This is a genomic window from Streptomyces albiflavescens (genome assembly GCF_014645835.1).
In the GTDB taxonomy this organism is placed as follows: Bacteria; Actinomycetota; Actinomycetes; order Streptomycetales; family Streptomycetaceae; genus Streptomyces; species Streptomyces albiflavescens.
In genome coordinates this window covers 124,836-148,958 of record NZ_BMMM01000003.1, presented here as the reverse complement: position 1 = coordinate 148,958, position 24,123 = coordinate 124,836, and the positions used below count along the sequence as shown (strand labels likewise).

The following is a 24,123-nucleotide window of genomic DNA, read 5'->3' as shown; positions in this document are numbered from 1 at the left end:
ATGTGACAACTGTCGGCGGTAGTCACATGCCGGATCGTCACGAACTACCGGCGGCCGTGCTCAGCGACAGTGCGAAGCGGCCTTCCTGATCCGTCCACCAATGGGTCAACTCGAAGCCCGCGGCGGCCAGTTCGCCGCGCACCCCGTTCTCGCGGAACTTCGCCGAGATCTCGGTGCGCAGTTCCTCGCCGTCCGCGAAGTCGACGGTGAGGTCGAGGGCGGGGATCTTCACGGTCTGCGCGGTGCGCGACCGCAGGCGCATCTCGATCCACTCCTGCTCGGCGTCCCAGAGGGCGACGTGGTCGAACGCGTCGGGGTCGAAGTCGGCGCCGAGCTCGCGGTCGACGACGGTCAGGACGTTCTTGTTGAACGCGGCGGTCACCCCGGCCGCGTCGTCGTACGCGGCGACGAGGACCGACTCGTCCTTGACCAGGTCCGTGCCCAGCAGCAGCGCGTCGCCGGGCGACAGCAGGGACCGTACGGACGCCAGGAACGTGGCGCGCTCGGCGGGCAGCAGATTGCCGATCGTGCCGCCGAGGAACGCCACAAGCCGCGGCCCTGGCGTGCCGGGAAGCGTGAGACCACCGGTGAAGTCGGCGATCAGCGCGTGCACGCTGAGGTCCGGATGCTCGCCGATCAGCGCTTGCCCGGCCTGAGTGAGGGCGCTCTCGCTGACGTCAACGGGTACGTAGGTGTGCAGCTCGGGCAGCGCTTTGAGCAGATAGCGCGTCTTCTCGGACGAGCCGGAGCCCAGTTCGACGAGGGTGCGCGCGCCGCTCGCCCGGGCGATCTCGTCGGCGCGGGCGATCAGGATCTCGCGCTCGGCGCGTGTGGGGTAGTACTCGGGCAGTTCGGTGATTTTCTCGAAGAGCTCGCTGCCGTACGCGTCGTAGAACCACTTCGGTGGAAGCGTCTTCGGTGTGCGGGTGAGGCCGTGCAGGACGTCCGCGCGCAGCGCGGCGTCCGTGGCGTCCTCGGGCAGGGTGCGGGTGAGAAGGAACGGACTCACGTACGGGGCTCCTTCGGTGATGGGGGTCCCCCCGGTCGAGCGGAGCCGAGAGTGGGGGAGGATGCCATGTCGTCGGTCATGTCCTTGAGCGGGGTGAGCAGCACTTCGGTGCGGCTCGCCATGAGGAGTGCGCGGTCGGGGACCTCCTGCCAGTGCGGATCGTCGTCGTAGGGCTCGGAGGCCACGACGGTGCGGCGGCCGGGTCGGGTGAGATACCAGAGGGTGTCGCCCCAGGCGGTCGCGGTGATCGTGTCGCCGTTGGTGAGCAGCAGGTTGAGCCGGGACCCGGGGGCCGCCTCGGCGACCTCCAGGACCGTGTCGGCCAGCGCCTGGCTCTCGTCGTCGCCGGCGCGCAGCCGGTGCAGGACCAGCGCCCACACGAGCGCCGAGTCACAGCGGGCCTCCAGCGACAGCAACTCCGCCGCGGGCAGGGTCGCGGCGAGCGGTGCGAGGGAGCCGGGCCACCCGGCCACGGCGCCGTTGTGGCTGAACAGCCAGGGGCCCGCGGCGAACGGCGCCGCCGCGGCCTCCCCGTCCGCGCCCGCCACGGTCGCGTCCCGCACCGCCGCGAGCAGCGCGGAAGCCTTGACGACACGCGCCAGGTCGGCGAAGGACTGGTCGCCCCAGATGGGCCCGGTACGGCGGTACCGGGCGGGCGCGGGGTCGCCCTCGGCGTACCAACCCACCCCGAAACCATCGGCGTTGACGGTCCCGTGCTGCTGCCGCCGGGGTGCCCACGACTGCCGGAACAGGCTGTGCGGCGGTTCCACGAGGAGCGCGCCGAGCGGCTCCTCGGGTCCCAGGAAAGCCAGATGACGGCACATCAGGAACCCCCGGACCCGGCGTCCCGGGCCGTACGGAAGCCGGAGAAGATCTGCCGCCGGATCGGATAGTCCCAGTTGCGGAACGTGCCGCGGCAGGCCACCGGGTCCACCGCGAACGAGCCGCCGCGCAGCACCTTGTACTCCGGCCCGAAGAAGACCTCCGAGTACTCCCGGTAGGGGAAGGCCACGAAGCCCGGGTAGGGCGTCAGATCGCTCGACGTCCATTCCCACACGTCGCCGATCAACTGGCGTACGCCCAGGGGCGATGCCCCCGCCGGATAGCTGCCGGCCGGGGCCGGGCGCAGATGGCGCTGGCCGAGGTTGGCGTGCTCGGGAGTGGGGTCGGCGTCGCCCCAGGGATAGCGGGTGGAACGGTCGGACGCCGGGTCGTGCCGGGCCGCCTTCTCCCACTCGGCCTCGGTGGGCAGCCGCCGCCCCGCCCAGCGCGCGTACGCGTCCGCCTCGTACCAGCACACGTGCAGCACCGGCTCGTCGGGCGGGACGACCTCGGTGACACCGAAGCGCCGTCGCAGCCACTGCCCGCCCTCGCGGCGCCAGAACAGCGGAGCCTCGATGTCGTGGGCGCGAATGTGGTCCCAGCCCTCCGGAGTCCACCAGCGCCTGTCGCCGTAGCCGCCGTCCTCGATGAAGGCCTGGTACGCGGCGTTCGTGACCGGCGTGGTGTCGATGAAGAACGACGGGACCGTACGACGGTGCGCGGGCCTTTCGTTGTCCAGTGCCCATGGCTCGGTGGACGTGCCCATGATGAACGGGCCGCCGGGCACCAGGACTTCGGCGGGTCCGGTGAACAGGGGCGCCGGCGCGGGATCCGGTGCCGTCAGGGCGGCCGGTCCCTTGCGGAGCTGATGAGTGATCAGCATCGTCTCGTCGTGCTGCTGCTCGTGCTGCGCGATCATCCCGAAGGCGAAGCCCGCCTCGGTCAGCCGCGTGCCCTGGAACGCGGTGCTCTCCAGGACGTCCAGCGCCCGGCCGCGCACCTCGGCCGCGTACAGGCGGGCCTCGGCGGGCGGCAGCAGCGGCAGTGAGGGCCGCTCGGCGCGCGAATGTTCGAACGCGTCGTACAGTCCGTCGATCTCGGGACGCATCGCCTCACGCCCCGCGACCGCGCGCAGCAGCCACAGCTCCTCCTGGTTGCCGATGTGCGCGAGGTCCCAGACCAGCGGGGACATCAACGGCGAGTGCTGTGCGGTCAGCTCGGGCTCTTCCACACAGGACGTGAGGAGCGCGGTGCGGTCGCGTGCCGTGGTGAGCGCGTCCAGCGCGCGCTCCCTGAGCGACTCCGGGTCCGTGAGTGATTCGGGGAGGGTTTCGGGGGCGGTCATGTGCGGATGTCCTTCCCGTGGAACTGACCGTGGAACTGACCGTGCGACTGGCCGTTGGATCGACCGTGCAGTTGGCCCAGCAGATCGTCGGCGGGACAACGGCCCCGGGCCACATAGCGGTCGGTGAACTCCGCCACGGCGTCGAGGACTTCGGTGGTGGCACCGAGCCGGGGCAGAGCCTCGGCCGCGGCCGCGAAAAGGGTGACGGCCGCTTCGTGAAGCTCCTGATCGGCCAGGCCGTTCCGCGCCGCCTCCCGCCACAGCGGGTTGCACGGGGCCGGCTGGGAGTCCGCCCGCTCGGCGAGGGGCTTGACGGTCCGGTAGGCGGTCTCGGCGGCCTCCGCGTCGTCGAAGAGAGCCGCGGTGACGGCGAGCGGCACGATCCACCCGTCGTCGCCCGGCTGCGCGTCGATCATGCGGAGTTCGAGATGGCCGCGCGGACGCACCGGCGGGAACAGGGTCGTCAGGTGATAGTCGAGGTCCGCCCGGTCCGGTGGTGCGTCGGACCGGGTCCACTCCCGGAAAGTCAGGCCCTCCGGCACGTCCCAGGGGCCGTCCGGCGCCCGAAGGCACATCACCGGAGCGTCCAGCACACGCCGGGCCCAGGCCGCGCGTGGGTCGCCGACCAAGGGAGGCGCGCTGGACCGCCCGGGGTCCATCGCCGCCCACAGCGACTGCCGCGTGGAGCGCCAGCCGGTGTGCCGTCCCCGGGCGAGGGGAGAGTGCGCGAACGCGGCCACCAGGACCGCACCCAGTTGGTGCGCGAGCCACCAGCGGCGCCCGTGCCCGAGCGGGCCGGGCTCCTCGTATCCGGCGTCCAGGCACACCTGGACGGAGGCCGAGCTGCACATCATGGCGCGGCCCTCGGGTCCCGCCCGGTCGAGGTACCGCTCCATGGCGTCGTAGCGCGGCTCATGGAGGAACCGGCTCGGGGGGTTCCAGGGATCGTGGCCGTAACCACTGAGGCCGAGGCCCGCCTCACGCAGCGTCGCGCGTACGGCGTCGAGGTCGGCCGAGACGGACCCGATGCACTCCATCAGGGAGGCGGCGGGAGCGGAACTGAGCTCCAGCTGGCCGCCGGGTTCGACGGTCAGCGCCGAACGCAGAGGCAGGGTCCGCAGTGCGGCGTATGCCGCTTCGAGTTGTGCGGGTGGTACCGGGAGCTGCGGCAGCCGCAGCTGGTGGACGAGCCATTCCACTTCGACACCGAGGTAGCGAGGTGGACCGGTCTTGAAGCAGATGCCACGGACCAGCGCCTCCACCTCGGCCTCGGTGACAGCGGAGCGGCGCTCCGTACAGTCACTCACCGAATCGGACAAGTCGGGATCCTCCTGAGATTCCACCATGTCGCCGGCCCGGCGTCTTGTGGGCCGAACCGGCAATCGTCCGTCCCACCCAAGACCCTCGCGGCGGTTCGCACAAGGGTGCAGATCGTCGTTGTCGGGACCGGGAAACACTGTTTGCGGCGCCGCGAAACTCTGTTGCGCCGGAAGACCAGCATCGCTCACGATGCGTTCATGGGCACGGCGGGGGAGATCGCACAGGGCGCGCTCATGGCGTGTACGGGGGTCGCGCCATGAGCGCGCGCCTGCGCGCGATCGCGCAGCAGACGCAGGAAATCGTCACGGCGGGGGCGTACCGCGCGTCCGACGGTCGTGAGGTGCCGATCGCCGCGGCGATCGAGGCCGCCCGGGCCGGGACGCGGATGCACGGGCCGGAGCCGGTGGAGACACCGCCGGCCATTGCGGTCGACACCGTGTTCGAGGTGACCGGCGAGAGCAGCCTGGAGGCCGTTCGAAGGCTCACGGGGGAGAGCGGCCCCGTCGCCGTTCTGAACTTCTCCTCGGCGCGCAATCCCGGCGGCGGCTATCTGAACGGCGCGCAGGCCCAGGAAGAGGCCCTGTGCCGGGCCTCCGCGCTGTACACCTGTCTCCTGCGGGCCCGGGAGTTCTACGACCATCACCGCGCCCACCGCGACCCGTTCTACACGGACCGTGTCATCCACTCACCCGCCGTGCCCGTCTTCCGCGACGACCGCGGCCGGCTCCTCGACGAGCCGTACGCGGTCGGATTCCTGACCGCCGCGGCACCGAACGCGGGCGTGGTCCTGCGCGCCGCCCCGGAGCGCGCGCCCGAGCTGCCGGGGGCCCTCGCGAGACGTGCGGAGCGGGTCCTGGAGACCGCCGCGGCCCACGGCTACCGGCGGCTGGTGCTCGGTGCGTGGGGTTGCGGGGTGTTCCGGAACGATCCGGCGCAGGTCGCCGAGGCGTTCAAGGACCTGCTGGTCAAGGGCCGCTTCGAGGGCCGCTTCGACCACGTCGTGTTCGGCATTCTGGACCGTACGGCGGGGCAGTCGACGCGCGGCGCCTTCGATCAAGCGTTCGCATCTGTGGTGCGGGCCCGCTGAAGTGCCCCTTCAGGGGCCCTGACCGAGCGACCAGGGGCGGTGACTGAGCGCCCCGGATCTCGGTCGCAGCGGGGGCTGCTAGTGACGTGAGTCAGAGGTTCGTCGTTGGTTGGGCGTGAATCGTCGTGGACCGAAGATCCCGCCGTTGTCGGTAACGGATGCCCAGCGCGCTGTGCTTGAGGGGTGGGTACGTCGCCGCTCGACAGCACAGGCTCTGGCCCTGCGTTCCCGCATTGTGCTGGAGTGCGCCCAGGGACACTCGATCATGGAGGTGTCACGGCGGCTGAGCGTCGCTCCGGACACGGTCCGAACCTGGCGCAGACGCTTCCTCGACCGTGGCCTGGACGGCCTGTCCGACGAGCCCAGGTCGGGTGTCCCCAGGAAGATCACCGATGCCGACGTGGAACGGGTCATCGTCAAGACACTCGAGGAGAAACCGGCGAACGCCACTCACTGGTCGACCCGTTCCATGGCAGCCGCGACCGGTATGTCCCAGTCGGCGGTGTCCAGGATCTGGCGTGCCTTCGCCCTGGCCCCGCACCGCAGCGAGACGTTCAAACTGTCCACGGACCCGTTGTTCATCGACAAGGTCCGTGATGTCGTCGGCCTCTACCTCGACCCGCCGGAGAAAGCACTGGTCCTCTGCGTGGATGAGAAATCCCAGATCCAGGCCCTGGACCGTTCGCAGCCGGTGCTGCCGATGATGCCCGGGGTCCCCGAACGCCGCAGCCACGACTACGTCCGCGCCGGCACCACCACCCTCTTCGCGGCCCTGGAGGTGGCCACCGGCAAGGTGATCGGCTCGATCCATCGCCGGCACCGGGCCGCCGAGTTCAAGAAGTTCCTCGCCAAACTCGACAAGGAAGTCCCGACAAGCCTCGACATCCATCTGATCCTGGACAACTACGCCACCCACAAGACACCTGCCATCAAGAAGTGGCTCCTGGCACACCCCCGCTTCCACCTGCACTTCACACCCACGGGCTCATCCTGGTTGAACCTGGTGGAGCGATGGTTCGGCGAGCTGACCTCGAAGAAACTCCGCCGCGGTGTCCACCGCTCCGTCCAGGCTCTCGAGCGCGACATCCGAGCCTGGCTCGCCGACTGGAACGAACACCCCAGACCCTTCATCTGGACCAAGACAGCCGACGAGATCCTCGACAAAGTCGCCGCCTACTGCCACAGAATCTCCGACTCACGTCACTAGCTTGCGGCCGTGGATCTCTTCTCACGTTCTTGGACAGCGTTGCGCGCAGCCGTAGCAGAACTCCCGGACGAGGACTTCGCGCGGCCGTCCGGCTGCACCGGCTGGCTCGTGCGGGACCTGGTGTGCCACCTGATCATCGACGCTCAGGACGTCCTCATCACCCTCGTCACCCCCGCCGAATCGGAACCGACCCGGGACGCGGTGACCTACTGGGAAGTCGCCGAAACGCCCCCGACCGGCGACGACCCGCTCGACGCGCTGACTGTCCGTCTGGCCGCCGCGTACGAAGAGCCATGGCTGCTCAAGTTCCATCTCGACGACGTCGGTTCGGCCGCCGGCCGCGCCGCCGAACTCGCGGATCCCGCCGTCCGGGTCGGCACCCGCGACGAGGTGCTCACCGCGGGCGACTACCTCTGCGCGTACGTCCTGGAATGGACGCTGCACCACCTCGACCTGATCGCGTACCTCCCGGACGCGGCGGAACCGCCGGCCGAGGGGCTCGCCCGGTCACGCGAGTTGCTGGAGAAGATCGCCGGTGCGGCGTTTCCCCCGTCGTTCTCCGACAAGGACGCGCTACTGATCGGCACCGGGCGGCGTGCCCCGGCCGTGGCGGAGAAGGCCGAACTGGGTGAGGTGGCCGCGAAACTCCCGCTCGTCCTCGGCTGATCGGTCCGGCGGATGATCGTCCGGCCGAACGGGACAGCATGGGGGGCGGAGAAGGAGACGGTAAGAGGCCAAGATCCGGGGCACACGGCGACCGCGCTCTGAACTACGAAGCTCAGCGAGGTGTCGGGCTACAGCGCAGCCGCCCACGGTGGCAACTGCCTTTCCGCCGGAACGGATCCTCAGCCCTTGACGGCGGAGCTGGCGACACCTTGGACGAACCAGCGTTGGAAGAAGGCGAAGACGATCAGTACGGGCAGGACGAGCAGGACGCCGAAGGCGAGGGTCTGACCCCAGTCCGGGGGCAGCTGGGCCTGGAAGACGCTCATCTCCAGCGGCAGCGGGCGTACCGAGGGGTCGGAGACCATCAGGACCGGCCAGAGGAAGGAGCCCCACTGGGTGAGGAAGGTCAGGATCGCCACGGAGGCGAAGGCCGGCTTCGACATCGGGACGACGATCGCGAAGAAGGTGCGCCAGGGACCTGCGCCGTCGATGCGGGCGGCTTCCTCGATGCTCGGCGGGATCGAGCGGAAGAACGTGTGGAACTGGTAGACCGAGAAGGCGTTGGCGATGAACGGGAGCGCCAGGACGTAGAGCGTGTTGCGCTGGTCGTTGAACATGTAGAACAGCGGAACGGCCACCGACTCGAACGGGACCAGCATCAGCAGCAGGACGAGGGTGAAGACCGCGTTCCGGCCACGCCACTTCAGCCGTGACAACCCGTACGCCGCCATCGAGTTGACGAACAGGCCGCCGGTGACGACGACGAACGCGAGCAGCACTGAGATGCCCATGAAGCGCCAGAAGTAGCCGGTGCTGTCGGAGTTGAGGCTGTCGAGGACGGCGGTGTAGTTGTCGAAGGACAGGTGGGTGGGGAGGAAGCCGGACAGGCCGTTGAGTACGTCGTCGGACGGCTTGAGGCTGCCGATCAACAGGTAGAGGACGGGCAGCGCGAAGATGAACGCCAGGACGGAGAGGACGGCGTAGTCGAGGAAGCGGCGCAGGGGTGTGCGGGTGAGGCCCGTGTTGGTGCTCATGGTCAGTCCTCGTTGTCGGGCCGGACGACGCGGCGCTGGATGAGGGTCAGGGCGACGACGATCAGGAAGAAGACGACGGTGATCGCGGATGCCTGGCCGACGTTGTTCTGGTCGAAGGCGGTGGTGACGGCCTGGTACATCACGGTGCGGGTGGCGTCCTCGTTGAGGCCGCCGCCGCGGATGAGGACGTAGACCTGGTCGAAGACGCGGAAGGAGAGCACCGAGGTGAGCATGGCGACGAAGACGAGAGTGCCGCGGATGCCGGGCAGGGTGACATGGCGGAACTGCTGCCGACGGGAGGCCCGGTCGAGTTCGGCGGCTTCGTAGAGCTCGCCCGGGATCTGCTGGAGGCCGGCGAGGAGGATGACCATCTGGAAGCCGACGCCCTGCCAGATGGACAGCACGATGATCGAGGCCATCGCGGTGGCGGAGTCGCCGAGCCAGTCGAAGGCGCCCCAGTTGCCGAAACTCACCGCGTGCAGCGCGGAGTTGAGCATGCCCTGGTCGCTGCGGGCGAGGATGAGCCGCCAGATCACGGCGACCAGCGCCATCGGGAAGACGACCGGCATGAAGAAGAGGGACCTGAACAGACCGATCGCCTTCAGCTTGCGGTTGAGCAGGATCGCCAGCCCGAGTGCCAGAGCCGTCTGGACGGGGACGACGACCACGGCGAAGGTCAGGTTGTTGAGCAGGGCCCGCAGGAACGGGCCGGACAGGTCGGGGTCGGTGAACAGCCGCCGGTACTGCTCCAGGCCGAAGAAGGACGGTGCGAGCGGGGAGCCGAGGCGGACGTTGTAGAAGGAGAGGACGACGGCATAGCCGAACGGGATGCCGACGAAGGCGATGAGTCCTGCGACGGCGGGCGTGGACATGAGCAGTCCGTGCAACCGGTCGCGGTTCTTGCGCACGGAGCGCGCCGGACGCGCGGGCTTGACGGCGGTCACGGGTGGGGACTTCTCCCGAGCGTGGGGCGCGGCGTGCGCCGGTTCGACGGATGTCACGGATGGGTCCTGTTCCCGGCGGGGGCGGGCGCGGCACAAACGGGCCCGCCCCCGGCCGATGGTCCTACGGGATCTTGTAGCCGGCGTTGTCGGAGAAGTCCTGGTCGATGGCGCGAGCGGCCTTGGACAGGGCGCTCTTCGGGTCGGCGCCGCCGTAGATCGAGTTCAGGGCCTCACCGAACTTCGTGGTGATGGTGGGGTATCCGGCGGTCACCGGGCGGGTGACGGCGACACAGGACTTGGTGATGTCGCTGTCGCCGCAGGGCTTGGCGAGCTGGTCGGCGAAGAGCTGGAGCGGGCCGCCCTGCTTGTACAGAGAGCTCGCGGCGAGCGCCGACTTGGTCGCGGGCGGGGCGCCGTTGGCCGTCGTCATCGCGGAGACATTGGTGTCGTTGAGCAGGTAGTCCATGAACGCGCCGGCGGCCTTGGCGTTCTTGCTGTCGGCGCCGATGCCCCATGCCCACGAGCCCTGGCCCGTCTTGGGACCGTTACCGAAGTCGGGCAGCGGCAGCACGACGAGGTCGTCACCGAGGGCCTTGCTGTAGGTGGGGTACATCCAGTGGCCGACCCAACTCAGGGCGACGCGGCCCTTGGTGAAGGCGTTGCCGTCGGTGTTGGGGTCGACGTACGTCTTCCAGGACTGGAAGGTCTTCAGCGCCGACACGGCTTTCGGCGAGTCGAGGGCGCCTTCCGCCTTGCCGTCCTTGAGCAGCGAGCCGCCGGCCGACGAGACGATCGGGGCGAAGCCGTAGGTGCCCCACTCGGTGGTGAGTCCGTTGTTCTCCTGGATGTCGAGGGTCTTGCCGTCGGAGTCCTTGGCCTTCAGCGCCTTGAGCGCGGCGGTGAACTCGTCCGCCGTCCAGGCGTCGTCCACGCTCGTCGGGTACTTCACCCCGGCCGCGTCCAGCAGCTTCTTGTTGCCGTAGATCCCCAGGCCGGAGTCGTACATGCCCAGGCCGTAGTGCTTGCCGCCGATCTCGCCCTGCGTCTTGCCGGCGTCGGTGGCGTTGGCCATCGTCTTGGAGGAGACGTAGTCGTCTATGGGGGCGAGCTTCTTGTTGTAGACGAAGTTCGCCATGGTCGGGCCGTCGAACTCCAGCACGTCCGGCAGTTTGGACGCGTCGGTGGTGGTGATCGTCTTGGTGTAGTCGTTGCCGGGCAGCAGCTTCAGCTCGACCTCGATCTTGCTCTGCGAGGAGTTGAAGGACTTCACCGCGGCCTGCAGCGCGGCGTCCTCGCTCTTCTGGCCCTGGTGGGCCCAGACGCTGATGGTGCCCTTGCCGCTGCCTGCCTCCGCGGAGGCGTCGGTGCCGCTGCCCCCGCCGCAGGCGGCCAGTGCCGCCAGGGGCAGGGCTAGAGCCAGGCCCGTACAGGCTGTGCGGCGGTACTTTCTGCTGGTCGAGCTCATGTGTGTGCCTCCGTGCTGTGGCGAGGGTTCGTGGTGCGGGCGTGTTTCGAGGCGTGGGGGTGTGGGCCTCAAGGGGGGTGGGTCTACTGCGGCCCGCGCGGACGGGGCGGGGCGGTGGTCTCACGCAGGACGAGCCGGATGGGCATCTGCACATGCCCCGGTGGTTCGGCGTCGGGTTCGTCGAGCTGGCGCAGCAGCAGCCGGGCGGCCTCGGCGCCCTGCTCGGCGACCGGCTGGGCGACGGTGGTCAGTCCGACCACGTCGGCGAGTTCGTGGTCGTCGAAGCCGACGACGGACACGTCGTCCGGCGCCTTGAGTCGGTGGCGGCGCAGGGCACGCAAGGCACCCATCGCCATCTCGTCGGACTGCGCGAACACGGCGGTCGGCGGGCGGGAGGCGGCCAGCAGTTCGGTCATGGCCCGCTCGCCGCCCTCGACGGTGTAGTCGCCGTCCGCCTCCAGGGCCGGGTCGTGCTCTATCCCGGCGTCGGCCAGGACATCCAGGTAGGCGTTGCGGCGCTCGATGGGGGTGGTCCAGTGCAGCGGCCCGCTGGCCCCGCTGATCATTCCGATGCGGCGGTGGCCGAGGTTGACCAGATGCCGTACGGCGCTTTCGGTGCCGGCCCGGTCGTCGATGCCGACGACGGTGAAGCCGGGCCGGATGCCACCGACGGTGGTGGCCAGCGGCACCCCCAGTGAGCGCAGTGCGGCCGACTCCTCTTCGTCAGGGATGAGGAGCGTCAGCACCGCGTCCACTCGCTTGCGGACCGGCAGCTTGGTGAAGAAACGCTTGCGTGTCTCCGGCGAGCCCAGGTTGTACAGCAGCACGTCGTATCCGGCGGCGCTGAACACCTTCTCGGCGGAGTCCAGCACGGTGCCGAAGAACCAGCGGCCGACATACGGGACCAGGACGCCGATGGTGTAGGTCCGGCCGCTCGCCAGGCTGGAGGCGGAGCGGGAGGCGGTGTAGCCGAGCTGGGCGGCGACTGCCGCGATCTGGTCCCGCACCTCGTCGGAGACGCCCGGTCGGCCGCGCAGCGCGCGGGACACGGTGGACGCGGAGACGCCGGCGGCGCGGGCGACGTCGTTGATGCTGGCCGTCACGGCTCAGTTCCTCCCGTTGATTTCACGTCGGTGTGATCTGTGGGTGACGTGACCGTAAACCCGACCACCTTGTTGCGCAAGCGTTTGCGTTCATATTTACTTGGGCCGATTCCAAAGAGAGTCCGTTTTGATCGATGGTCAGCGCACGCGTTTGGGCGCTGTGAGCCGACAGGAACTGTGCATGCGATACGCCCCGCCCGGCCTCTGCGTGAACGACTTCGCCCTGCTGCGGGACGAGGACGGCACCTACGTGGTGCTGCACCTGCAGGGGCCCTGGACGGCCGAGTTCGACCATCTGCGGATGGAGACCTCCTATGGCCGGGCCACCTCCACCGACCTGGTCGGCTGGCAGCCGCAGGGCACCGCCTTCGGGGTCGGCCTGCCCGGCAGCTTCGACCAGCAGGCGGTGTGGACCATGCACCCCGTCCGGCACGGCGACGGCATGGCGATGTTCTACACCGGGGTGAGCGGGCTGACGCCGGGCGGCCGGCCGCTCCAGTCCGTCGGCCTCGCGTACTCCGACCGCACCGACGGCACCGGCTGGCGCCGCCACGGCACCGCGCCGGTGGTCGAGGCGGACCCGCGCTGGTACCGCACCGGGGAGCAGATGGCCTGGCGCGATCCCTTCGTCGTACGCGACGACGAGACGGACGGCTGGGTGATGGTCGTCTGCGCGAGCGACGCCTCCCTCCCGGTCGAGGTCAGCGGCTGCGTCGCCTGGGCCACCTCCGACGACCTGGAGCACTGGACCGTCCACCCGCCGCTCATCTCACCCGGCGACGTCGACGAGTTGGAGTGCCCGGTCCTGGAACGCCTCGACGACGGAAGCTGGCTGCTGCTCGGCTCCATCGGCGCGACCCGTGGCTTCGAGACGTGGACCGCCCCGAGTCTGCGGGGCCCCTGGACCCGGCGCGGCCCTCTCGGACCGACCGGCTCCTACGCCCCTCGCGTCCTGGCCGCGCCCGACGGTTCCCGAGTCGTCCTGCACACCACCCCCCGCCAGGTCGGCCTCACCGACACCGGTGACCGCTGCCGGGGCATGCTCGCCCAGCCCAAGTCCCTTGTCGTACAGGAGGGTTCAGCGCCCCGCCTCGAATGGTGGCCCGGTTTGGACGCCTGGCTCGGCGAGGAGACCGATCAGCCCGCCCTGCACGCCGTCGGCGACATCGACATCACCGGGCCCGTCGACATCACCCTGCGCACCGACACCCTCGGCAGCGGCCGATCCGTCCTTGCCGTGGCCTGCGACGGCAAGAACCTCTGGATCACCGGCCCCGGTGGCACCCGCATCGGCGAGACCGTCCTGGCCGAGCCCGCCGCCACCCTGCGTATCCTCACCGTCGGCGAATACGTCGAGGTCTACGCCGACAACGTCTTCGCCCTCACGACCCTGTGCTACTCCGGGCATCCCGCCCCGTGGACAGCCGTCACCGAAGAACACAGCCGTACGATCCCGGTACGCCCGATCCGGCTGCCCGACCCCCACCGTGACGACGCCTCGGCCGTCTGGCCCGGACCCCAGCTCCGGCATCGTCGAAGGCCACGTCAACAGAACTGAAACGATCAAGCGTCAGATGTGCGGCCGCGCCTCGTTCACCCTGCTCAGAGCCCGCGTACTCCTCCAGTCGTAGATGTCACGGACACGCGGCCCCGACCAACTGCCGATCAGCCACCGGGTCGCGGGGCTGTGACATATGCGGCTCGGCCACGTGGGCGCGACCAGCCGCAACGGAACCGCGGTGTCTTCACGGCCCCGGAAACGCGGAGTTCACCGCCACCCGTACCGCTCCCGCAACCGGTGCACGACCGAATTGAACCGCATCCGATCCAGCGCACACGCCTCCCGCCGCATCCCCTCCTCATGCAGCCGCAGCACGCGATCCACATCCACCCACGAGTCCCGCCCGGACCGGTCCCACGGACCAGAACCGATCGGCACCCACTCCCGGTCGCCGTCGTGCCGCTTGCTGGAGAGCTGCACCGCGAGGAAGGTACCGGCGGCCTCTCGGGCGACGACGAGCACCGGACGGTCCTTGCCCCGCCCGTCATTCTCTTCGAAGGGCACCCACGTCCAGACGATCTCACCGGGGTCGGGGTCGCCGTCATGCGCGGGGGAGTACTCCGTCCGAACCCGGCCCACCTCGCGGGGCTCGGCCTCGGTGGTCGCGGTGGGCCCGTAGCGGCCGGGCACGTCTTCGTCGGTAAAGGCAGTCACGGGGGCCACGTTAGAGCCTGCGCCCCACGGCTCGCCGAGCAGGGCCGTAGAGACGTGACGTCGGGCGTACGGAGATCAACTCCCGTACGCCCGAAGCCTCACGCCTCAGCCATTCATCCCTGGTCCTCCTCCACCGGCACCTTCTCCGCACGCGGCGGTACGAACCCGTTGAGCCCGGCCACCGCGCCGCTGCCCGCCGCCCCGTTCTGGTTCATCGACGCGAGCAACTGGCGTGCCAGGCCCAGGCCCGTGCCGCCCATGGTGAGCGCCTTGGCGAACATGTCCGACATGCCGTCGGCGCCGTTGAGCAGCACCATGTGCTCGACGTTGCCGAACGCGCTCGCGCCCGCCTGGACGATCTCCGGCCAGTTCTCGGCGAGTTGCTGGGCGACGACGGCCTCCTGGTTCTCGGCGAGGGCAGCGGCCCGCGCCTTGATGGCCTCCGCCTCCGCGAGACCCTGCGCCCGGGTCGCCTCCGCTGCCGCGAGACCCTTGGCCTGGGCCGCGGCGGCCTCGGCCTCACCCGTCGCCTTGGTCGCCGTCGCGGCGGCCGCACCCCGGGCCTTGGTCGCCTCCGCCTCGGCGTTGGCGGCTGTCGTGACCCGGGTCGCCTCGGCCGCGGCCGCGAGTTCGGTCTCCCTGGCGTTGGCCTGCGCGGCAGAGATACGCGCGTCGCGCTCGGCCTCGGCACGGGCGCGGATCTCGTACGCCTTGGCGTCCGCGGGTTTGCGCACGTCTGCCTGGAGCTGCTGCTCGCGGCGGTGCGCCTCGAGTTCGGCGACGCGCGTCTCCTGGACCACGACGTCCTGCTGGGCGGCCGCGAAGGCGAGCGGTCCGGCCTGCTGGGCCTTGGCGGCCGCCTTGTCCCGCTCGGCCTGGTAACCGGCCTGCAGGATCTCGCTGTCCCGGGTCGCCTCCGACATCCGTGCCGCGGCCTGCTGCTCGGCCTCGGTGGCGAGACGATTCGCCTCGGCCTGTGCGATGCGCGCGTCCCGCTGGACGGCGGCGGCGTGCGGCATGGCGAGGTTCTTGATGTACCCGGTCGGGTCCTCGATCTCGTGGATCTGCAGCGAGTCGACGATCAGACCGAGCTTCTCCATCTCCGTACCGCACGCGGCCCGGGTCTGGCCGGTCAGCTTCTCCCGGTCGCGGATCATGTCCTCGACGGTCAACCCGCCGACGATGGACCGCAGATGACCGGCGAACACGTTGTGCACCCGCTCCGACATCATCTTCTGCTGGTCGAGGAAGCGGCGGCCCGCGTTGGCGATCGACACGAAGTCGTCGCCGACCTTGAAGATGACCACGCCCCGCACCTTCAGCGGAATGCCCTGGGTGGTCACGCAGTCCACGTGCAGCTCGGTCTCGTTGAGGTCGAGCGAGATCTTGCGCACCGCCTGGACGCCCGGCAGCACCAGCGTGCCGCGCCCCGTCACGATGCGGAATCCCATGCCTTCTTCAAGGCCTTCGGTCCGATGCTTCGAACCGGAGATGATGAGTGCTTCGTTGGGCTCCGCGACGCGCCACATGAGCTTGAAGACCACAACGATGAAGATCACTGCGAGGACAACCGCCCCCGCCACGACGCCGACAACCATCGGCATACGCCCCCTTTGCATGGTGCCCTATCGGCACCGAACGAACGGGAGTGTGCTCCTGCGCAAGGCCGGGATCCAGACGCTGACGAATCCTTGTTGCAATCTTGACGCAGACGGCTCTCACCTGGGGCGGGACCCGCACAGACGAGCTGTCAACTGTCGTACGCCGCAGAGACGTAGACGGTCCTCGGGGGCAGATACTCCACCACCATCACGACCGTCCCCCGCTCGATGCGCTCCTTCGGCGACGCGGGATACGCGAGGAAGTGCTCGGCGCCGCCGCGCACCCGGACGATCACCTCGCCGACGAGCCCGGGTCCGACCGTGCCGGTCACCCGCCCCATCAACCCGACCATCGACGCATCGTCCATGGTCACAGACTATCGACCGGCAGCGGAGTGAGTCTGTGCCCGCGTCGGGATTGACGGTGCGTCAGCCCGTCGACCGTCGACTCCGGTCCTCATCAGGGCAGGTGTCGGATGTCGTGCGGGTGGCTGTCCGCGCGCAGGCGCGCGGCGTCGTGGCCGGGTGGGGCGCCGAACAGACGGCGGTACTCGCGGTTGAACTGTGAGGGGCTGTCGTAGCCGACGAGATGTCCGACGCCGGCGACACGGTCGCCGCCATCGCCGACGAGCTCGGCACCACGTCCGCGGCGGTGTCGCTGGCTTGGCTGCGCGCCCGCGAAGGCACCGTCGTGCCCATCGTCGGCGCCCGGCGAGTGGAACACCTTGTCGACAACGTCGCCGGCCTGGAGGTGACTCTGACGCTCGAGCACCTCCACACGCTGGACGAGGTCTCGGCCCCGACCTTGAACTACCCGGCACCGATGCATGGCGAACTGCGGGCGATGCTGCAGTTCGCGGGCACCACCGTCGACGGCGAGAGGTCGACCGTGTATCCACCCCTGCTGCAGAGCGCCGTCCGCTACTGAGGGCGCGGACAGGACTCACGCTGTCACCCGCCGCAGGGCTGGAACTCGCTCATGCCGCAGGAGAGTTCGCCGACTCCTCGTGCGGCGGCCACAGTTCGTGCCAGCGCCGGTCCGCCTCCAACTGGGCGGCCAGCGACACCAGAAGCGGCTCGCTGTCGGCCGGCCCGAGCAACTGGGCACCGACAGGCAGGCCGTCGCCGACGAAGCCCGCAGGGACGTTCACACCGGGCCACCCCAGGATGTTCCACGGCCAGGCGTACGGGCAGGCGGCGATCATGGCCCGGTCGGTGCCGAGGCCGCCAAGGTTCACCATCGAGCCGATCCGCGGCGGGGGAGCGGCGGTCGTCGGCGCCAGCAGCACGTCGTACGTGTCGAAGAGCGCGCCGATCCGGCGGTGCAGCGTGGCCTCGGCCCGGCGGGCCGCCCGCAGGGGCGCACCGCCGAGCAGCCGGCCGAGGCGGGCGGCGTCGCGGGTGCGCCGGTCGAGGAGATCCGGGAACGGCACGTCGCGCACCCGCTCGGCGAGGCCGACGGTCGCGCGCGGGATGAAGGTGAGCCCGATCTGCCCGTACCGCGGTTCGGCCTCCTCCACCTCGTGCCCGAGCGCCGCGAGCCGCTCCGCGAGCGAGAGCACCTTCGCCCGTACGAGTGGGTCGAGCCGGGCGGGCAGCGCGGTGAACGGCGGTTTCAGCGACAGCGCGATCCGCAGCCGGCCCGGGTCGCGGCCCACCGCGTCGGACACGCGCAGCGCGGCCGGGCGGTGCAGATCGCCGTCGTGGTTGCCGCTCGCCGTGTCCAGCAGCAGGGCCGCGTCGGCGACCGTGCGGGCGAGCGTTCCATTGACGGTGATGCCCTGGAAGGACTCCGGGCGCGGCCAGGTCGAGATCCGGCCGCGCTGGGGTTTGATCCCGATCAAATGAGTCCAGGAGGCCGGAATGCGCACCGAGCCCGCGCCGTCCGAGCCCAGCGCCGCCGGGACGAGCCCTGCCGCGACCGCCGCGGCGGAGCCCCCGGACGAGCCGCCCGGGGTGTGGCCGTGGTGCCAGGGATTGCGGGTGGCGCCGAAGGCGGGCCCCTCGGTGAAGGGCCACTGGCCGAGTTCGCAGGTGTTGGTCTTGCCCACCACGATGGCTCCGGCGGCCCTCAGTCGGCGTACGGCCTCACCGTCCTCGGACTGGGGCGGGAAGTCGCCCGGGCAGCCGAACGCGGTCGGCTCGCCCGCCACGTCCATGTCGTCCTTCACCGCCACCGGCACGCCGAGCAGCGGCCGCCGCACCCCCGCCGCCAGCTCCTTGTCGGCCGCGTCGGCCTCGGCGAGCGCGGCCTCGGCGCGCACCAGCCGGAAGGCGTTCAGGCTCGGCTGGGTCGCCTCGATCCGGGCCAGTGCCCGCTCGACCACCTCGCGCGAGGTCACCTCACCGTCGGCGAGGGAGCGGGCACATTCGGTCAGACCTGTGGCACGGTCGTGAGCCATCCGGGACACCTCCGAAGCATGTCGTCTACCGAACGGTAACCTGCAGATGGCGCCTCGGATACGGGAAGCGGAAGTTCCTTTGTGGAAGCGGGAGTTCCGCCGTTCCGGAGTCCCGAAGCCCCCCGGCACAAAGCGGCGCGCCGTGCTTCTGCAAGGATGCGACACGTCATGGTGCAGATACCGAAGCAGTCCGCCCCGACGTCGCCCGCACAACGACCCGTGCCGACCAGTGCCGATGTGGCGCGCCTCGCGGGCGTCTCGCGCGCGACCGTCTCGTACGTCCTGAACAACACCAGCGCCGTCCGGATCAGCGAACCCACCCGCCGCCGCGTCCACGAGGCCGCCAAGGAGCTCGGGTACGTCCCCCATGCCGCGGCCCGCAGCCTGCGCGCCGGGCACAGCCGCATGGTCCTGATGCCGGCGCCGTCCGTGCCCGTGGGCCCTCTCTACAGCCAGTTCTTCAACGAGCTCCAGTGGGCCCTCAGCCGCCTCGACTACACCGTCGTGCAGTACGGCAGCGTCGGCCTGCACGGCGACGAGGCGGCCAGCGTCTGGGCGGAGCTGCGTCCGGTCGCCGTCCTGGTCCCCGGCAGCGGGCTCGGCCCGCAGGGCGTGGCCGTCCTCAAGCGCTCCGGTGCCCGGGCCGTCGTCACGCTGGGCCCCGAGCGTGTCGAGGGCGCGCACGCGCTGCTCATGGACCACGACCGGGTCGGCCACTGCGCGGGCGCCCATCTCGTGGCCCGCGGCCGCCGCCGCATCGGTGTCGTGGTGCCCGAGGAGACGGGCCTGGAGATCTTCTCCAAGCCCCGCCTCGAAGGCGTACGCCGCGCCCTGCACGGCACGGACGCGTCGGCGACCGTGCTGCCGCTGGCCTACGAGGAGGAGGCCGCCGCACGTCTCGCGGCCCGCTGGCGCTCCCTCGACCTCGACGCCGTGTTCGCGTACAACGACGAGTACGCGATGCTGCTGATGCGCGCCCTGCTGGACGAGGGCATCGGCATCCCGGACGACACGGCCGTCATCGGTGCGGACGACCTGATGCTCGGCCGGCTGCTGCGGCCCCGCCTGAGCACCGTCCACATCGAACTGCCGTCCGGACGCGACCTCGCCGAACTGGTCGACCGCGCGGTGCGGGAACCCGGCGCCGCGCCCGAGACGCACGAGGTGCTGGGCGCGCGGGTCGTGCATCGCGACTCGAGCTGAGAGAGGCTGTACCTGGTCCCCGGCCGGATCGGAGACGGGAGGCGCGTCATGCGGACTACGGTCGGCATCATCGGCGGCGGCCCGGCCGGGCTGCTGCTGGCCCGGCTGCTGCACCGGACGGGAATCGACTGCGTCGTCCTGGAGAGCAGGGCCCGGGCCTACGTCGAGCAGCGCCAGCGCGCCGGAATGCTGGAGCAGGGCACGGTGGACGCCCTGCGCGAGTGCGGCGCCGCGGATCGTCTGGACGCCGAGGGCCTGATCCACCACGGCATCGAGCTGCGCTTCGAGCGCGAGCGCCACCGCATCGACTTCCCGGTGCTCACCGGCGGCCGCACCGTCACGATCTACGCCCAGACGGAGATCGTGAAGGACCTGATCGCCCTCCAGCTCGCCGAAGGGCCGCCGCTGTTGTTCGAGGCCGAGGCGCTCGCCGTCGAGAAGCCCGAGAGCCAGGCACCGGTCGTGCGATTCGTGCACGAGGGCCGCGAGCAGATGCTGAGCTGCGACTACGTGGTGGGCTGCGACGGCTCCCACGGCATCGCACAGGGCGCCTTCCCGGCCGAGGTGAGCTGCGTCTACGCGCATGACTACCCCTACTCCTGGCTCGGGATCCTGGCCGATGTGCCGCCCTCCTGCGAGGAGTTGATCTACGCCCGTGGCCCGGGCGGTTTCGCGCTGCACAGCATGCGCTCGCCCTCGGTGTCCCGGCTCTACCTGCAGGTCCCCAACGGCACCGACGTCAAGGACTGGCCCGACGACCGCATCTGGGACGAACTCTCCGCGCGCTTCGCGATCGACGGCGACTGGCGGCTGGAGCGCGGCCCGATCACCTCCAAGTCCGTGACCCCGATGCGCAGTTGCGTCCACGAACCGATGTGCCACGGCCGGCTCTTCCTGGCCGGGGACGCCGCGCACATAGTGCCGCCGACGGGCGCCAAGGGCCTCAACCTGGCCGTGTCCGACGTACGGGTCCTGGCCCGCTGCTTCGCCGAGTTCCACCGCACGGGATCGACGCAGCTCCTCGACCACTACTCGGAGTTGTGCCTGGAGCGGGTATGGCAGGCCACGCGTTTCTCGTACGACATGACTAGGATGTTGCACACTCAACCAAATGGGGATGTCTTCGACCGCCGGATGCAGCTCGCACGGCTGCGTCGGATCACGGCATCCCGTCACGCGGCAGCCGAACTCGCCGCGAACTACACGGGACTTCCGCTCGCGTTATGAACTCGATGAGTGTGTGAGCTCGCCGAGGCTCGTGACTGTGCCGAATCCCGCTGGTGATCAGTGATCGATCGGAGAGCCGTCATGCCGCTGCTCGACCCCAGGACCTGGCAGTCCCCCACCCTCTCGGGCGGTGAGTACGCCGTCACCGAGCCCGCCACCGGCGAGTCGCTCGGTGCCGTCACGCTCGCCGCCGCCGAGGACATCGCGACGGCCGCGCGGGACGCCCGCGCCGCCCAGGCGGAGTGGGCCGGGGCCCCGCACTTCGTCCGCGCCGCCGTGCTGCGCAAGGCGGGGGACCTCTTCGCCGCGCACGCCGACGAACTGCGCGACTGGATCGTGCGCGAGTCCGGCTCCATCCCGGGCAAGGCCGACTTCGAACTGCACGTCGCCGCCCAGGAGTGCTACGAGGCGGCCGCGCTCGTCTCGCGTCCGACGGGCCAGATCCTGCCGTCCGAGGCGCCGCGCCTGTCGTACACGCGGCGCGTCCCGGTGGGCGTGGTGGGCGTGATCGCCCCCTTCAACGCCCCGCTGATCCTCTCGATCCGCTCGGTGGCCCCGGCCCTGGCGCTCGGCAACGGCGTCGTGCTGAAGCCGGACCCGCGCACCGCGGTGTGCGGCGGACTCGCGCTCGCCGCCGTCTTCGCCGAGGCGGGCCTTCCGGAGGGGCTGCTGCACGTCCTGCCCGGCGGCCCCGAGGCCGGCCAGGCACTGGTCGCCGACCCGCTGGTGCCGGTGATCTCCTTCACCGGATCGACTGCCGCCGGACGTGCGGTCGGTGAGGCGGCGGGCCGTCATCTCAAGCGCGCACACCTGGAGTTGGGCGGAAACTCCGCGCTGATCGTCCTGGAGGACGCCGACCTCGACGCGGTGATCTCCACGGCGGCCTGGGGCTCCTTCTTCCACCAGGGGCAGATCTGTATGACGACGGGGCGCCACCTGGTGCACGCCTCCCTCTACGAGGAGTACGTCGAGCGGCTCGCCGCCAAGGCCGACTCACTCGCCGTCGGAGACCCGTATCGCGAGCAGGTGCACCTCGGGCCGATCATCGACAGCGCCCAACTCGCCAAGATCCAGGGGCTGGTGGAGTCCAGCACGGCAGGTGGCGCCAAGCTGGCCGCGGGCGGCACGCACGAGAAGCTGTTCTACCGCCCGACGGTCATCGCGGGAGTCGACGACACGACTCCCGCGTACGCGGAGGAGGTCTTCGGGCCGGTCGCGCCGGTCCGTTCGTTCAGCACCCTCGACGAGGCCGCGGCGCTCGCCTCGGCGGGTCCGTACGGCCTCTCGCTGGGCATCGTGACCCGGGACACCGCCCGCGGCCTCGACCTCGCCGAGCGCATCCCCACCGGTATCGCGCACATCAACGACCAGACCGTCAACGACGAGGCCGTCGCGCCCTTCGGCGGGATCGCCGCCTCCGGCACCGGCGCCCGCTTCGGCGGTGAGGCCAACCTGGAGGCCTTCACCGACGTGCGCTGGACGACGGTGCGCGGGGATGTGGCGGCGTACCCGTTCTGATCCGCGTAGCGGGTCCTACTCGCCCGTCGGCTGAGCCTGCTGCTCCGCGATGGACTTGCGGACCTCGTCCATGTCCAGCTTCCGGGCCTGTCCGATGACGTCCTCCAGGGCGGCCTCGGGCAGCGCTCCGGGCTGGGCGAAGATGGCGACCTGGTCGCGGACGATCATCAGCGTCGGGATCGACTGGATGTCGAAGGCCGCGGCCAGTTCCGGCTGAGCCTCCGTGTCGACCTTGGCGAACACCAGGTCGGGGTTGGCCTCCGCCGCCTTCTCGTAGACGGGGGCGAACTGTCGGCACGGCCCGCACCAGGACGCCCAGAAGTCGATCAGGACAAACTCGTTGTCCGTGACCGTCTGGTCGAAGTTCTCCTTGGTGAGCTCCACGGTGCTGCTCATGTGTTGTTCCCTCTTCCTCGCGTCCGGGTCATGCCGGTTTGCACAACGTCACCCACCGGGGGCGTATTCCGCGCACGTACCCGTGTGGCCACGGCGCACACCAGCAACCAGACTGACCCCATGACGGAAACGGAATCCATCGCGTACGACGTCGTGGTGCTCGGTGCCGGGCCCGTGGGGGAGAACGTGGCCGACCGCGCCCGCGCGGCCGGCCTCTCCACCGCGGTCGTGGAGAGCGAGTTGGTCGGCGGCGAGTGCTCGTACTGGGCCTGTATGCCCAGCAAAGCCCTGCTGCGCCCGGTCATCGCCCGCGCCGACGCCCGCCGCGTGCCCGGCCTCAGCCAAGCCGTGCAGGGCCCCCTCGACGTCCCCGCGGTCCTCGCCCACCGCGACTACTACACCTCCCAGTGGAAGGACGACGGCCAGGTCGACTGGCTGAACGGCATCGGAGCCGTCCTGTACCGCGGACACGGACGGCTGGCCGGACCCCGCGCGGTGAGCGTCGAAGGAGCGGACGGCGAACAGCACCGGCTGACCGCCCGGCACGCCGTCGCCGTGTGCACCGGCACCCGCGCCCAGCTCCCCGATCTGCCCGGGCTCGCTCAGATCAAGCCCTGGACCAGCCGCGAGGCCACGAGCGCGCATGCCGCGCCCGGCCGGTTGATCGTGGTGGGCGGTGGTGTGGTCGCCACCGAGATGGCCACGGCCTGGCAGGCCTTCGGCTCCCAGGTCACCGTCCTCGTCCGCGGCAAGGGGCTGCTGCCGCGCATGGAACCCTTCGCCGGGGAACTGGTCGCCGAAGCCCTGAAGGAGGCGGGCGCGGAGGTGCGCACCGGTACCTCGGTGGCCTCGGTGACCCGCGAGGGCTCGACCGTGGTGGTCCTGACGAACACCGGCGACCGTATCGAGGCCGACGAGATCCTTTTCGCCACTGGCCGAGTGCCGCACACCGACGACATCGGTCTCGACACGATCGGCCTGGAGCCGGGGTCGTGGCTCGACGTCGACGACAGCCTCAGGGTCGTCGGCAGCGAGTGGCTGTACGCGGTCGGCGACGTGAACCACCGCGCGCTCCTCACCCACCAGGGCAAGTACCAGGCCCGGATCGCGGGCGCCGCCATCGCCGCCCGCGCCGCGGGAGTACCCCTCCTGGAGACCGATCGCTGGGGCGCGCACGCCGCGACCGCCGACCACGCGGCCGTCCCGCAGGTCGTCTTCACCGACCCGGAGGCCGCGGCCGTGGGCCTCTCGCTCGCCGAGGCGGAACAGGCCGGCCACCGCGTCCGGGCCGTGGACGTGGACATGTCCTCGGTGGCGGGCGCGGGCCTGTACGCGCACGGGTACCGCGGCAAGGCCCGCATGGTCGTCGACAGCGACCGCGAGATCATTCTCGGCCTCACCCTCGTCGGCCCCGGCGTGGGCGAGCTGATCCACTCGGCGTCCGTCGCGGTCGCGGGCGAGGTGCCGGTCAACCGCCTGTGGCACGCCGTCCCGTCCTATCCGACGGTGAGCGAGGTGTGGCTGCGGCTGCTGGAGGCGTACCGGGACGCATAGACCGG

At 70.5% G+C, this 24,123-nt stretch carries 21 protein-coding genes and 1 pseudogene; 9 read left to right on the top strand and 13 right to left on the bottom strand.

The annotated features are described in order from the left end of the window. Positions 1-37: 37 nt before the first annotated feature. From egtD to egtA, 4 genes are read right to left on the bottom strand one after another with little or no spacing between them, the layout of a single operon-like run. Positions 38-1,009, bottom strand: coding sequence for an L-histidine N(alpha)-methyltransferase (gene egtD, locus IEY95_RS10065; protein WP_189185588.1), 972 nt, complete (start codon positions 1,007-1,009; stop codon positions 38-40). Beyond that, on the bottom strand, positions 1,006-1,833 hold the full coding sequence (gene egtC / locus IEY95_RS10060; RefSeq protein WP_189185587.1) for an ergothioneine biosynthesis protein EgtC: 828 nt from the start codon (positions 1,831-1,833) through the stop codon (positions 1,006-1,008). Before egtC ends, egtD begins: the two co-directional genes overlap by 4 nt. Further along, positions 1,833-3,176, bottom strand: a complete 1,344-nt coding sequence (egtB, locus tag IEY95_RS10055; RefSeq protein ID WP_189185586.1) for an ergothioneine biosynthesis protein EgtB — start codon at positions 3,174-3,176, stop codon at positions 1,833-1,835. Before egtB ends, egtC begins: the two co-directional genes overlap by 1 nt. After that, positions 3,173-4,495, bottom strand: a complete 1,323-nt coding sequence (gene egtA, locus IEY95_RS10050; protein WP_189185585.1) for an ergothioneine biosynthesis glutamate--cysteine ligase EgtA — start codon at positions 4,493-4,495, stop codon at positions 3,173-3,175. Before egtA ends, egtB begins: the two co-directional genes overlap by 4 nt. Before the next feature lie 257 nt (positions 4,496-4,752). On the opposite strand from egtA, the gene IEY95_RS10045 reads away from it, so the two are divergent. The 3 genes from IEY95_RS10045 (at position 4,753) to IEY95_RS10035 (ending at position 7,456) form a co-directional block, all read left to right on the top strand. Beyond that, positions 4,753-5,583 carry a TIGR02452 family protein gene (locus IEY95_RS10045; protein ID WP_189185584.1) on the top strand — a complete coding sequence of 277 codons (831 nt, stop codon included), beginning with the start codon at positions 4,753-4,755 and terminating at the stop codon, positions 5,581-5,583. Between the two features lie 115 nt (positions 5,584-5,698). Next, positions 5,699-6,790, top strand: coding sequence for an IS630 family transposase (locus IEY95_RS10040; protein WP_189185583.1), 1,092 nt, complete (start codon positions 5,699-5,701; stop codon positions 6,788-6,790). A gap of 9 nt (positions 6,791-6,799) precedes the next feature. Next, positions 6,800-7,456: a maleylpyruvate isomerase N-terminal domain-containing protein gene (locus tag IEY95_RS10035; protein WP_189185582.1), complete on the top strand. Its 657-nt coding sequence runs from the start codon at positions 6,800-6,802 to the stop codon at positions 7,454-7,456. 179 nt (positions 7,457-7,635) lie between these two features. Here the strand turns inward: IEY95_RS10035 and IEY95_RS10030 are convergent, their stop codons facing one another. From IEY95_RS10030 to IEY95_RS10015, 4 genes are all read right to left on the bottom strand, one after another. Further along, positions 7,636-8,490, bottom strand: a complete 855-nt coding sequence (locus IEY95_RS10030) for a carbohydrate ABC transporter permease (protein WP_189185581.1) — start codon at positions 8,488-8,490, stop codon at positions 7,636-7,638. Between the two features lie 2 nt (positions 8,491-8,492). Next, positions 8,493-9,491 (bottom strand): carbohydrate ABC transporter permease, encoded by a 999-nt coding sequence (locus IEY95_RS10025; protein WP_189185580.1) that lies wholly within the window; start codon positions 9,489-9,491, stop codon positions 8,493-8,495. A gap of 64 nt (positions 9,492-9,555) precedes the next feature. After that, a complete protein-coding gene (locus tag IEY95_RS10020) occupies positions 9,556-10,899 on the bottom strand; it encodes an ABC transporter substrate-binding protein (protein WP_189185579.1) in 1,344 nt (447 codons plus the stop codon). 83 nt (positions 10,900-10,982) lie between these two features. Continuing rightward, complete coding sequence (locus IEY95_RS10015; RefSeq protein WP_189185578.1) at positions 10,983-12,002, bottom strand: LacI family DNA-binding transcriptional regulator; 1,020 nt, start codon at positions 12,000-12,002, stop codon at positions 10,983-10,985. Between the two features lie 181 nt (positions 12,003-12,183). On the opposite strand from IEY95_RS10015, the gene IEY95_RS10010 reads away from it, so the two are divergent. Then, on the top strand, positions 12,184-13,560 hold the full coding sequence (locus IEY95_RS10010) for a glycoside hydrolase family protein (RefSeq protein WP_189185577.1): 1,377 nt from the start codon (positions 12,184-12,186) through the stop codon (positions 13,558-13,560). Between the two features lie 210 nt (positions 13,561-13,770). On the opposite strand, the gene IEY95_RS10005 is transcribed toward IEY95_RS10010, so the two are convergent. The 3 genes from IEY95_RS10005 to IEY95_RS09995 form a co-directional block, all read right to left on the bottom strand. Beyond that, on the bottom strand, positions 13,771-14,217 hold the full coding sequence (locus tag IEY95_RS10005) for a type II toxin-antitoxin system PemK/MazF family toxin (protein WP_189185576.1): 447 nt from the start codon (positions 14,215-14,217) through the stop codon (positions 13,771-13,773). Positions 14,218-14,330: 113 nt separating this feature from the next. Then, the gene (locus tag IEY95_RS10000) at positions 14,331-15,821 is read right to left on the bottom strand and encodes an SPFH domain-containing protein (protein WP_189185575.1); all 1,491 of its coding nucleotides are present in this window, start codon (positions 15,819-15,821) and stop codon (positions 14,331-14,333) included. Between the two features lie 146 nt (positions 15,822-15,967). Next, a complete protein-coding gene (locus IEY95_RS09995; RefSeq protein ID WP_505993121.1) occupies positions 15,968-16,186 on the bottom strand; it encodes an NfeD C-terminal domain-containing protein in 219 nt (72 codons plus the stop codon). Positions 16,187-16,407: 221 nt separating this feature from the next. On the opposite strand from IEY95_RS09995, the gene IEY95_RS09990 reads away from it, so the two are divergent. Further along, complete coding sequence (locus tag IEY95_RS09990) at positions 16,408-16,746, top strand: aldo/keto reductase (RefSeq protein WP_229702781.1); 339 nt, start codon at positions 16,408-16,410, stop codon at positions 16,744-16,746. Between the two features lie 49 nt (positions 16,747-16,795). Here the strand turns inward: IEY95_RS09990 and IEY95_RS09985 are convergent, their stop codons facing one another. Continuing rightward, a complete protein-coding gene (locus IEY95_RS09985) occupies positions 16,796-18,229 on the bottom strand; it encodes an amidase (RefSeq protein WP_268240446.1) in 1,434 nt (477 codons plus the stop codon). A 159-nt stretch (positions 18,230-18,388) separates the two neighbouring features. Between IEY95_RS09985 and IEY95_RS09980 the strand changes: the two genes are divergently transcribed. The 3 genes from IEY95_RS09980 (at position 18,389) to IEY95_RS09970 (ending at position 22,168) form a co-directional block, all read left to right on the top strand. After that, positions 18,389-19,423 (top strand): LacI family DNA-binding transcriptional regulator, encoded by a 1,035-nt coding sequence (locus IEY95_RS09980; protein WP_229702779.1) that lies wholly within the window; start codon positions 18,389-18,391, stop codon positions 19,421-19,423. Positions 19,424-19,471: 48 nt separating this feature from the next. Next, the gene (locus tag IEY95_RS09975; protein ID WP_189185571.1) at positions 19,472-20,650 is read left to right on the top strand and encodes a 4-hydroxybenzoate 3-monooxygenase; all 1,179 of its coding nucleotides are present in this window, start codon (positions 19,472-19,474) and stop codon (positions 20,648-20,650) included. A gap of 81 nt (positions 20,651-20,731) precedes the next feature. Then, positions 20,732-22,168: an aldehyde dehydrogenase family protein gene (locus IEY95_RS09970; protein ID WP_189185570.1), complete on the top strand. Its 1,437-nt coding sequence runs from the start codon at positions 20,732-20,734 to the stop codon at positions 22,166-22,168. 15 nt (positions 22,169-22,183) lie between these two features. Here IEY95_RS09970 and trxA read toward each other — a convergent pair. Further along, a pseudogene (trxA, locus tag IEY95_RS09965) lies at positions 22,184-22,573 on the bottom strand (thioredoxin); the annotation flags it as partial. Positions 22,574-22,684: 111 nt separating this feature from the next. On the opposite strand from trxA, the gene IEY95_RS09960 reads away from it, so the two are divergent. Further along, entirely contained in the window at positions 22,685-24,118 is a 1,434-nt protein-coding gene (locus IEY95_RS09960; RefSeq protein WP_189185568.1) for a dihydrolipoyl dehydrogenase family protein, read from the top strand. Positions 24,119-24,123: the final 5 nt, after the last annotated feature.